Consider the following 11299-nt stretch of genomic DNA (forward strand, 5'->3'; position numbering starts at 1 on the left):
CAGCCTACTGGCGAGGGTGGGATCCACCCGGTTGTTCGCGTCGCCTTCCGGTGTCCGGACGCGCTATTACCGGGAGATTCAAATGTACTTTTCGGTGCTCGGTCCGTTGGAGATGACGGCCAGTGAGAAGACCATCGAGGTCGGCGGCCTGCGGCAGCGGCACATTCTCGCTGTGCTGCTCCTCAACGCCGGAAGGACGGTCTCGGTCAGTCGCCTGACCGAGACGATGTGGGACACCGTGCCGCCCGCGACCGCCAAGGAGCAGGTGCAGAACTGCGTTTCGATGCTTCGTCGGGCGCTCGTCGCGGCGGGCGCGCCGAGCGGCATCATCCTCACCCGCCCCTCGGGGTACCTGCTGGACGTCCCGCGCGATGCCCTGGACCTCAACGGCTTCAACGACGTGGTGGCAGTGGCGCGGACGGCGGCGGCGCAGGGGCAGCGGGAACAGGCCTGCGGTGAACTGCGCCGTGCCCTGGACATGTGGCGCGGCCCCGCCTTCGATGATCTGTCCAGCCGGGTGGTGCGTGCGGGTGCGGCCCGGCTGAACGAGCAGCGCCTGGTGGCACTGGAGGAGTGCATCGAGCTGGAGCTCGGCCTCGGCCGCCACCGCGAGATGGTCGGGGAGCTGACCGCCCTGATCACCGAGCATCCGCTCCGGGAGCAGCTGCGCGCCCAACTGATGCTCGCGCTCTACCGCTCCGGCCGTCAGGCCGAGGCACTCGCGGTGTACCGCCAGACGCGGCGGACGATGATCGAGGAGCTCGGCCTGGAGCCGAGCGCCACGCTGCAGCGGGTCGAGCAGTCCATCCTGGCGGAGGATCCCGCCCTCGACCTGCCCACCTTGCCGGCTCCGCGACTCCTGGAGCAGACCGAGGCGCCGGAGCGACCGGTGCCGCGTCAGCTTCCACCCGCCCTCGGGATCCTGGTCGGAACGGATGGACCCGCCGAGGCGATGGCGCGGATTCTGACCCGTCAGGACGACGCGGCACCGAACGGGCCGGCGGTCTGCATCGTGACCGGCGAGGGCGGGATCGGGAAGACCTCACTCGCCGTGCACGTCGCCCATCAGCTGAAGGAGCGTTTTCAGGACGGGCAGCTCTTCGTGGATTTCCGCGGCAGCGGTCTGCTGCAGGCGGACTTCGGCGAGACACTCGCCCATCTCCTCCATGCCCTGGGCGTGGACGTGCCCGAGAAGCTGGACGACCGGATCACGGAATACCGCAGCGCCCTGGCGGAGCGGCGGGTGCTGATCGTGCTGGACGACGTTCCGGACGAGAGGACCCTGCGGGATCTGACGCCCGGGGCGGCGAACTGCGCGGTGATCACGACCAGCCGCGCTCGGCTGGTCGGAAAGGGGCTGGGGCACCTGGTCCAGTTGGCGCCGCTGACGGAACAGGATGCCACCGACCTCCTGGTCTCGGTCGTGGGCGACGGCCGCGTCGAGCGGGAACTCGCCAGTGCCCGCCAGCTGGTGGCGCTCTGCGGGTACCTGCCGCTCGCGGTGAGCAGCGCCGGGATGCGCCTGGCTGCCAAGCCGCACTGGAGTATCCAGCGTCTGGTCGACCTGCTCCAGCCGGTCTCCCGCCGGTTCGACGAGTTGGAACGCGGTGGTCGCAGTGCCCGCTCACTCTTCGAGGAGCCCTACCGCCGGCTTCGACCCGTGGCCCGGCGGGTCTTCCGGTGCATAGGTCGCTCGACCAGCCACCCGGTGACCGCCGTGCAGGGCGCGGAGCTTGCCGAACTCTCGGTGGACGAGACCGAGGAGGCGCTGGAGGAGGCGGTGGACCTGCGGTTGGTGGAGGCCGAGCGGACCTCGGGTGGTGAGGTCGCCTACCGGCTCGCCGAGCTGCCGAGGGTCTTCTGTCGCGAGCGTGCCGTGGACGAGGAGCCTGAGGCGGCTCGGTCCTCCCGCCCGGCAGGGGTGCTGATCGAGTCGATGGTGGGTTAGGGCCGGTACGCCTCAGCCCTTGGATCGTGTCCTGCGTGCCGGTGCTCGGAGCACCACCACGCAGGACACGATCCGCCGTTTCCGGAGGTACTGGCTCACCTGCTACGGAGCAGGTGAGCCAGCTGTTCGTCCGGCCGGCCGACGAGCAACCGCAGCGTCTCGACGAGTCCTGCTGCCAGTCCGGCCGCGGTCTCGGCGCTGAAGAGGTCACGGCTGTACTCCAGGAAACCCCGATAGCCGGACCCGTCGGGGAAGAGGGTCAGCAGCAGGTCGAGTTTGGCTGTTCCGGTCTCTATCGCCTCCACCGTGATGTCCAGGCCGGGGACGTCAGGGTCCCGGTGGGGGGCCGACTCCAGTACCAGCATCGCTTGGAACAGAGGGTTCCGGCCCGCCTGCCGCGGCAGTTCGAGGTGGCTGACCAGCTGGTCGACCGAGACGCCCGAGTGGTCGAACGCGTCCAGGCAGACGGCCTTGACGTGCTCGACCAGCTGCCGGAACGTCAGCTCCGGTGACACGTCCATGCGCAGGGCGATGGTGCTGGCGAACAGCCCGATGACCGATTCCAGTTCCGTGCTGGCGCGGTTGCCGGCGTAGGCGCCGATGCACAGGTCCTGCTCGCCGCTCAGTGCGTGCAACTGCACGGCGAACGCGGCGAGCAGCACCATGAAGGGCGTTGCCGTGACACTGCGGGCCAGGTTCGTGGTCCGCAGCCCGGTCTCCGCGCAGATGTGGACGGGTTGCCACGCGCCGGCGTGCGCCGGCGAGGCGGGCCGGCTGCCCTGGCCGGGGAGTTGCAGGGGCGGTGGAGCAGTACGGAAGACGCCCTTCCAATGCTCGATCAGGCGCTGGAACTCCGGCTCCGCCTCCCTCTTGCGCTCCTCGACGGCGAAGTTCGCGAATGCCAGGGGGAGCGGAGCGGACGGGGCCGGCTGTCCGGCGGCCATCGCGGTGTACAGGCCGAAGAGATCCGTGAGGAGCAGCGCGGACGCCCAGTAGTCGGCGGCTATGTGGTGCAGCACCAGGACCACATCGTGCCGAACCTCGGAACGGCGTATGACGACTGCTGCGAAGGGTGCGTTCGCGGTCAGGTCCCGGACCCGCGAGAGGCAGGTCCGTTCGGCGGCCGACTGGATCTCCCGGACCTCGGAGTCCGGCAGCAGGCGGGCGTCGACCACCTCGACGGCGCTCTCGGCGGCTGGGCGGATGTGTTGGACGGGTCGGCGTGCGACCAGGGGAAAGGTGGTGCGCAGGATCGCGTGCCGCTGGACCAGCTCGCGCAGGGCGGCCTCGAAGGCGTCGAGGTCCAGCGGCCCTTGCAGGGTGATGCGGTTCCCCAGCGCGTAGAAGTTGCTCGTGGGAGCGACCCGCTGGAGGAACCAGAGGTTCTGCTGAGAGCTGGTCAGCGGGAAGTACGCCTCCTGGACGACCTCCGCGGCGGTCGGTGCCGACTCGGTCGCCTTCGCGGGGGAGGCGTTGCTCCGGGGCCTGAGCCGGTCGATGTGGTCGGCCAGGGCACCGAGTTCCGGGTGGTCGAAGATCGTGCGCATCGGCAGGGAGAGGTCGAAGAGCTCCCTGACCCGGGCGAACAGCTGGGTGGCGAGTAGCGAGTGGCCGCCCAGCGCGAAGAAGTCGTCGGCAGGGCCTACCTCGCTCACGCCGGTCAGTTCTGCCCAGACGGCCGCCAGGGCGGTCCTGGTGGTCGAGGGCGGGTCGCCGGCCGCGGCGGGCCCGGGGCCGGCGGTGCGCGGTTCGGCGCCGGCCACAGGTCGGGCCGGGTCCTGCGCGGCCGCCCGCGGTGACGCGCTTGGCGGGTCCACCCAGTGCCGTCGCCGTTCGAACGGATAGGTGGGCAGCGGGATCCTCTGGCGCGAGCTGGTCCTTCGCCCCGCGAGCCAGTCGACGGACACTCCCAGCGTCCACAACCGGGCGACCGATCCGGCCAGCTCTGCGTCTCCCTGTCCCGTGTGCCGGTTCAGCGTCGCCACGAAGACCGAGTCCTCGGCATGGTGGCGTACCAGCGGACCGAGCACCGGATGGGCGCCGACGTCCAGGAAGACGCGGTGGCCCTGGGCGAGGAGCGTGCGGACCCCGTCGGAGAAGAGCACCGGCTCGCGCAGGTGCCGGACCCAGTACTCGGGGGAGGTGGCCTGAGCGGGAGTCAGGACCTCGCCGGTCACGTTGGACACCACGGGCACCGTGGGCGGGCGGAGCGCGACGTTCTGCAGAACCACCCGCAGGGGGTCGAGCGCCTCGTCCATGGCGGCGGTGTGGAAGGCGTGCGACACCCGCAGACGGCGGGCGGTGGTTCCCGATGCGGCCAGGAGCGCGGCCAGTTCGTCGATCGCTTCGCCCGGCCCGGCCACGGTGCAGAGCGCAGGCCCGTTGACCGCGGCGACTGCCAGGGACGCGGGCAGCATTCCGGCCACCTCGGCCGGCGGCAGCGGCACCGTCAGCATCGCGCCGCGCCGCAGGCCGGAGACGATGCGGCCGCGCGCCTCGACGATGCCGAGCGCGTCCGGGAGCGAGAGGATTCCGGCCTGCTGGGCCGCTACGTACTCGCCGACACTGTGGCCGAGCAGGGCCCCGGGCCGCAGTCCGTAGGCCCGGAGGGCTTCGGCCATGGCGTACCCCATGGAGAACAGGACCGGTTGAGCCAGCCGGGTGTCCAGCAGCTCCTCCTCCCCGGCGGGGGCCGCGCCGTGGAGCAGCTCGCGGATGTCCACCCCGAGGGGGGCGCGGAGGATGTCGGCGCAGTCGTCGAGGGCGGCTCGGAAGGCCGCGTTCTCCCGGTACAGCTCGGCGCCCATCCCGGGGAACTGCGAGCCCTGCCCGGAGAACAGCCATGCGGCGTGCAGCTCGGAACCGCGCGGCGACCGGAGGCTGACACCGGCGGCTGCGTCCCGCAGGGCCGATGGCACCTGCGCGGTGCCCCGCACGCTGACGGCCCGCCGGTGGTCGAGCTCGGGGCGGCCGACCTGAGTAGTCCACGCGACATCGGCGAGCGGCAGCTCGGGGTGGCTCTCCAACCGGCCGGCCAGCTGCTCCGTCGCCTGTTCGAGTGCGTCGGCGGTACGGGCGGACACCAGCACGAACTCCCGTGAGCCGTCGGCTGCGATGAGCGGTGGCGTGGGCGGTTGCTCCAGCACCACGTGCGCATTGGTGCCGCCGATGCCCATCGAGTTGACACAGGCCCGGCGGACGCCGTCGAGCGGCCAGCTCCGCAGCCGGGTGTTGACGAAGAACGGGCCCTCGGCGAACGGGATGTGCGGGTTCGGCCGGTCGAAGTTCAGGCTCGGCGGAATGACGCCGTCCCGGACGCAGAGCGCGGCCTTGATCAGGCCGACCACGCCGGCGGCGGCGTCCAGGTGACCGATGTTGGACTTCACCGAGCCGATCGCGCACCACTGGGCCGCCGGTCCTGGCCCGAACGCCTGGGTCAGCGCGGCGACTTCGATCGGATCGCCGAGGGGAGTGCCGGTTCCGTGGGCCTCGACGTACCCGATCGAGCCGGAGTCGATCTCGGCGACATCGAGTGCCGCGCGGATCGCGGCGCTCTGGCCGTTCACGCTGGGGGCGGAGAACCCGACCTTGGCCGCCCCGTCATTGGTGACCGCGGAGCCGCGCAGCACGGCGACCACGGTGTCGCCCGCGGCGATCGCGTCGTCCAGCGGCTTCAGGAGGACCATGCCCACCCCGTTGCCGGTGATGGTGCCCTGCCCGTCCGCGTCGAACGGGCGGCACAGGCCGTCCGGCGAGCCGATGCCCGACTCGTGTGCGAGGTGGCCGACGCGCTGCGGAACCCGGACGGTCACGCCACCCGCGAGCGCCATGTCGCACTCGCCGGCGATCAGGGCCTGGGCGGCGAGGTGGACCGCCACGAGCGAGCTGGAGCAGGCACTCTGCACGGCCATCGCCGGCCCGGTCAGATCGAGCTTGTAGGCGGTACGGGTGGCGAGGTAGTCCTTCTCGCCGCCCAGGAGCAGGGTGAACGGGCTGAAGGTGCGGTGCAGCGCCTCGTTCGGCCAGACGTTGTTGAGGAGATAGGTGTTGGCGCTGGCGGAACCGAACACGCCGATCCGGCCCGGGTAGCGTCGGGAGTCGTAGCCGGCGTTCTGCAGTGCCGCTGCCGCCGTCTGGAGGAAGAGTCGCTGCTGGGGATCGATGATGGCGGCTTCCGCGGGACTGTAGCCGAAGTATTCGGCGTCGAAGCTGTCCTCGTCGTCGATCACCGCCGCTTTGCGCACGTAGTCGGGTCGGGTCAGTAGCTCCGCCGCCACTCCGGAGGCCAGCAACTCGTCGTCGCTCAGGTCGCGGATGCCGCTCACCCCGGCGCAGAGGTTGCGCCAGAAGGTGTCGACGTCGGGAGCGCCGGGGAACCGGCCGGCCATGCCGACGATCGCCAGTTCCAGGCCTTTGCCGCTCTCGGTCATGCGTGCGGTCCTTCCGGACGACGCCGACGTGCGGTCAGCGCACGTCGGAGCGAAGCCCGGTCGGGCTCTGCTGACTGGTCTCCGCGGGCCTCACCGGTGAGCTTGGCGGCCAGCGAGCTGATGGTGGGGAACTCGAAGAGGTCGACCGGGGAGAGCCCTCGGGCTGCCGGCAGCAGTCGGCCGAGCTTGCCCCGGACGCGGAGCAGGAGCAGTGAGTCGCCTCCCGCGTCGAAGAAGTTGGTGTTCGGGGCGATGTCCGAGCGGCCGAGGACCTCGGCCCAGACGCCGGCGATGGACGACTCGGTCGCGTTGGCGAACGCGGGCCGCGCCGTGCGCGGCGGCGCCGGGGTGGGCAGGGCCCGGCGGTCCAGCTTGCCGTTGCTGTTCAACGGCATCGCTTCCAGCACGGTGTAGCGCGAAGGCAGCATCGCGGAGGGGAGGAGGTCGGCCAGGGCCGCGCGCAGGCTCGGCACGGAGAGGTCGGTGGATCCGTCGCCGGTGAGGTAGGCGAACAGCTGCGGGTGTCCGGCGACCGCTTCGCGGACATCGACCACGGCTTCGCTCACGCCGGGTTGGGCCCGCAGGGCGGCTTCGATCTCGCCCAGTTCGATCCGCTGCCCGCGGATCTTGACCTGGTGGTCGAGGCGGCCGAGGTAGTCCAGGTTGCCGTCGGGGCGCCAGCGGGCCCGGTCCCCGGTGCGGTACATCCGGGCTCCGGGGGCCGGAGCGTACGGGTCGGGCAGGAAGCGTTCGGCCGACAGCGAGGGGCGGTCGTAGTATCCCCGTCCGACCTGGATTCCGGCGAGGTACAGCTCGCCTGCCGCTCCCACCGGCAGCGGGTCGAGGTTCTCGTCCAGGACGTAGGTGCGGGTGTTGGCGATCGGGCTGCCGATCGGCACGCTGCTGCCGGTCTCGTCGGGTGCGCAGTGCCAGGCGGTGACGTCGACGGCCGCCTCGGTCGGACCGTAGAGGTTGCTCAGCAGCACGTCGGGCAGCTTCCGGTGGCACTCGTCGCGCAGGTCGGCCGGGAGGGCCTCTCCGCTGCAGATGATCCGCCGAAGGCTCGGGAGGTCTCCGGGCGAGACCGCGGCGAGGAAGTAGCGGAGCATGGACGGCACGAAGTGCACGGTCGTGATCCGCTCGGTCCGGATGGCCTCGACCAGGTAGAGCGGGTCCCGATGCCCCCCGGGTTCGGCCAGCACCAGCTCGGCGCCACTGATCAGCGGGAGGAAGAACTCCCATACCGCCACGTCGAAGCTCATCGGTGTCTTCTGCAGGATGGCGTCGTCCGCCCCGACGCCGAACTCGTCCCGCATCCACAGCAGTCGGTTGACCACGCCGTCGTGCTGGTTCATGGCGCCCTTGGGGGTGCCGGTGGAGCCGCTGGTGTAGATGGTGTAGGCGAGGTCCTGGGGGTGGGTGGTGGTGGGTGTGGGGGTGTGGGGGTGGTGGGTGTCGATGGGGATGAGGGTGCCGGTGAAGTGGTCGGTGATGTGGGGGTGGTTGTGGTGGGTGAGGACGGTGGTGATGTGGGAGGTCTGGATCATGTGGTGGAGGCGGTTGGCGGGGTATTCGGGGTCGAGGGGGGTGTAGGCGGCTCCGGTGATGAGGGTGGCGAGGAGGGCGGTGACGAGTTGGGGGGTGCGGGGGGCGAGGATGCCGATGGTGGTGCCGGGGCGGGCGCCGTGGTGTTGGAGGGTGGCGGCGAGGTGGTGGGCGTCGTCGAGGAGTTGTCGGTAGGTGAGGGTGGTGGTGGGGGTGCGGACGGCGGTGGCGTCGGGGGTGCGGTGGGCTTGGGTGATGACGAGGTCGTGGACGGTGGTGGTGGGGGTCGGGGTGGTGGTGTCGTTCCAGTGGTGCAGTACTCGGTCGCGTTCGGCGGCGGACAGCAGCGGCACCTCGTGCAGCTCCGCCGCTGCGGAGCCCGCCGGAAGGATGGCGGAGACGGTACGTGCGATCCGGTCCGCCAGACCCTGGACGGGGAGGTCGCCGGCGTGCGCGCGAAGGACCAGGTCCACCGTGTCGCCGTGGTCCTCGACGATCAGGTGGACCTCGTTACGCGGGTAGGCCTCGTGCACCCTCAGCGACACCGGGCCGCCCGGCCCGTCCAGCTCGCGGGTCGGATAGTGGTTGTAGAAGAAGCGGGTCTGCTCGTTGAACAGCCGGCGCTGGCGCAGGACCGAGACGAAGGCCCGCGGCCCGAGAGCTCGGTGCCGGTCGTGCAGGGTCTGCGGCAACTGCCCTGCGAACCCGTCCTGGTGCCGCTGGGACCAGGGGATGACCGTCGGCACCACGTGGTAACGGGCCCCGCTCGCGCGGCGGACCGCGGTGCGGCCGGCCTGGAGCCGATGGACCACGAAGTCCCCGGTGGGAGCGAAGCAGCGTCCCAGCACCAGGCCGAAGGCGGCGAGCAGAATGCTGGAGGGGCCGATGCCGCGGCGCTCGCACTCGCGCCGCAGCCGCAGCAGCGGTTCGCCGCCGATGCTGACGCGCTCCTCCCGGAGGGTCGCCTCGTCAAGCCGGTCGAGCGGTGCTCCGAAGGGCGGCGGAACGCTCAGCGCGTCCGTCCGGTCGGCGATCTGGCGCCAGTACTCGATCGTGTCCGGCGTGTCGAAGGCGGGCTCGGTCTCCGGGCGCTCGGCGGGTTGCGGCGAGTCCTCGGGAGCGGCATCGACCGGGAGCGGTGAAGTGAGGCGGGCGTACGCGTGGAAGAGGTCGGCGAACACCTCCTGGGCACCGGCCACGTCCAACACCAGGTGGTGCGCGCCCAGGACCGCGTGCCACTGCCCGTCAACGTGCAGCACGGCATGGCGGACGAGCGGATCGCGCTCCAGCCGGTACGGCTTGCGCGCCTCGGAGATCGCGTCCTTGAGCGAGCCGGGCCGCGCGCCGGGGGCCGGAACGGCGACCTCGACGGGCGCATGCTGCGGTTGCAGGGCGCAGAAGTAGGGCTCGTCGTCCAGGGCCGCGAACCTCGTCCGCAGGGCGGGGTGTTCGGCGACCACGCCGGCAACGGCGGACTGCCAGGCCGTCAGGTCCAACGACGGTCCCAGCTCCGCCGTGAAGGCGAGGCAGTACCGGTCGGCGTCGGGCTCGCGGCAGTAGTCGAGGTAGAGGTCGCGCTGGGTCGCGTTGGCCGCCACCACCGAGGCCACCGCTGCTGCGTCCAGATCCAGTGCGCCGGCGAGGAGTTCGAGCGTGCCCGGCGCGGGATCCGGTGGGGGGCACGGCGCGGTGGGATCCGAGGCGCAGGCATCGAGACCCTGGACGTACAGGTCCATCATGCGCTGGGCCGAGGCGTCGTCGATCACGCCGCGGTCATAGTGGAGCTGGACAGCGATGGCCGAGCTCGCGATGTCCTCCACCACGTAGGTGCTGAGCGGGAAGTTGCCCTCCTCGTAGAACATCAGCGGCTCGACGGTGACATCGGTCTGCGCCGTCAGTGCGTCGAGGTCCCGGAACCGCACGTAGTTGAACGTGGCCTCGGTCGGCTCCTGAGCCGGCTTCAGCTCGCGCCGCAGCACCGCGTACGGGACGTGCCGGTGGGCCAGGACCGCTGCTTCGGCCTCCAGCGCCCGCTGTGCCAGCTGCTGCCAGCTCGCCGCGGAGACCGAGGTCCGGCAGGGCAGGGTGTTGAGGAAGAGGCCCAACTGGTCGGTGCTGCCGACCGCCTGCGGGCGCACGTTGACGATGAGCCCGCAGGTGACGTCCGTCCGCCCGGTCACCTGGCCCACCATCCACTGGTGGATCCCCAGCGTGAGGTGCTTGATCCCGAGCCGGAGGTCGTGGGCCACCGCCCTGAGCCGTTCGGCCACCTGGGGATCGAGAAGCTGTTCCAGCCGGCCGATCCCGTCTCGACCGTGCTGCTGCGCGCTGCGGGGCAGCCGGAGCGGCGTGAAGTCGTGCAGGTAGCCGCGCCACCAGTCGAGCTGCTCCTGGGAACGCGCTGCCTGCTGCTCCAGAACCGCTGCCTGCCGCTGGGCGGGTATGGCGGACGAGGCGTGCGGCAGCCGCTCGCCTGTCGCGAGCGCGTGGTGGGCAGTGAGCAGGAGCCTGACGAAACGCGCCAGGCTGTGCCCGTCCAGAATCGCGTGGTGGAACGAGACCCCCAGCACGAATCCGGCCGGTCCTTCGTCGAAGAGGGCCAGACGCAGCAGCGGGGGGCAGGCGATGTCGAACGGACGGGCGTGTTCCTCGCGCACCCATCGGTCGTAGCGGTCCTGCAGCTCGGCTCCGCTCAGCCCCCGGTGGTCGTGTGCGGTCGACTCGGCCTCGGCCGCGAGGTGGACGAGCTGGAGCGGCTCGCTGTACGAGTCCATGTCGAAACTTGAGCGGAGGGTCGGGTGCGCGGCGACGGTGCGGACCACGGCGGACCGCATCGCGGCCGGGTCGAGGCGCTCCCCGACCCGGTACAGGGCCACGTCGTGGTAAGCCGTGCTGCCGGCGTACATCGAGGAGTGCAGGATCATGCCCTGCTGCAGCGCGGATGCCGGGAACGCGTCCTCCAGCCCCTCCGCGGTCAGGGCGCGGTCCTCGTCGGAGAGCTGGAACGCGGTCACCGCCGTCGAGGTGTCCGCTGCGGCGGACCGGGCCGGCTCCTCGGCTGCGGCGAGGTCGGCCAGGACCCCGCGCAGGCTCTGACACCGGTACAGCATCTCCAGTGTCATGGGGATGCCCTGCTCCTCGGCGGCGGCCGAGGCTTCGATGCTCAGCAGGGAGTCGCCGCCCTGTGTGAAGAAGGACTCGTCCGGGCGCACGTCCTGCGACGCGATTCCCAGCGTCTGCGCGAACACCTCCGTGAGTCGTTCGGCCAGCGTCGGGTCTGCTGCTGCCCCGCTGCTCGCAGGGCCCGTTGCGTCACCGCTCGTGCGCTCCATCGTTCCTCCGTTGTTCGGTGCCTGCCGCTCCGGCGGTCGGCAGG

At 71.3% G+C, this 11299-nt stretch carries 3 protein-coding genes; 1 reads left to right on the forward strand and 2 read right to left on the reverse strand.

All coding sequences use genetic code 11. The features are described from left to right. The first annotated feature begins 82 nt into the window (after positions 1–82). The gene (locus tag ABH937_RS21225) at positions 83–1948 is read left to right on the forward strand and encodes an AfsR/SARP family transcriptional regulator (protein WP_280690586.1); all 1866 of its coding nucleotides are present in this window, start codon (positions 83–85) and stop codon (positions 1946–1948) included. 95 nt (positions 1949–2043) lie between these two features. On the opposite strand, the gene ABH937_RS21230 is transcribed toward ABH937_RS21225, so the two are convergent. Together ABH937_RS21230 and ABH937_RS21235 are read right to left on the reverse strand one after the other, a co-directional pair. Next, entirely contained in the window at positions 2044–6378 is a 4335-nt protein-coding gene (locus ABH937_RS21230; RefSeq protein WP_280690585.1) for a type I polyketide synthase, read from the reverse strand. Further along, positions 6375–11255 (reverse strand): amino acid adenylation domain-containing protein, encoded by a 4881-nt coding sequence (locus ABH937_RS21235; protein ID WP_370219109.1) that lies wholly within the window; start codon positions 11253–11255, stop codon positions 6375–6377. The genes ABH937_RS21230 and ABH937_RS21235 overlap by 4 nt, the downstream gene beginning before the upstream one ends. Between the last annotated feature and the right edge of the window lie 44 nt (positions 11256–11299).

It is taken from the genome of Kitasatospora sp. GAS1066B, from assembly GCF_041262605.1.
Lineage (GTDB): Bacteria > Actinomycetota > Actinomycetes > Streptomycetales > Streptomycetaceae > Kitasatospora.

Coding starts and splice junctions, on each gene's coding strand:
- ABH937_RS21225 (WP_280690586.1), top strand. CDS start 83: ATGTACTTTTCGGTGCTCGGTCCGTTGGAGATGACGGCCAGTGAGAAG.
- ABH937_RS21230 (WP_280690585.1), bottom strand. CDS start 6,378: ATGACCGAGAGCGGCAAAGGCCTGGAACTGGCGATCGTCGGCATGGCC.
- ABH937_RS21235 (WP_370219109.1), bottom strand. CDS start 11,255: ATGGAGCGCACGAGCGGTGACGCAACGGGCCCTGCGAGCAGCGGGGCA.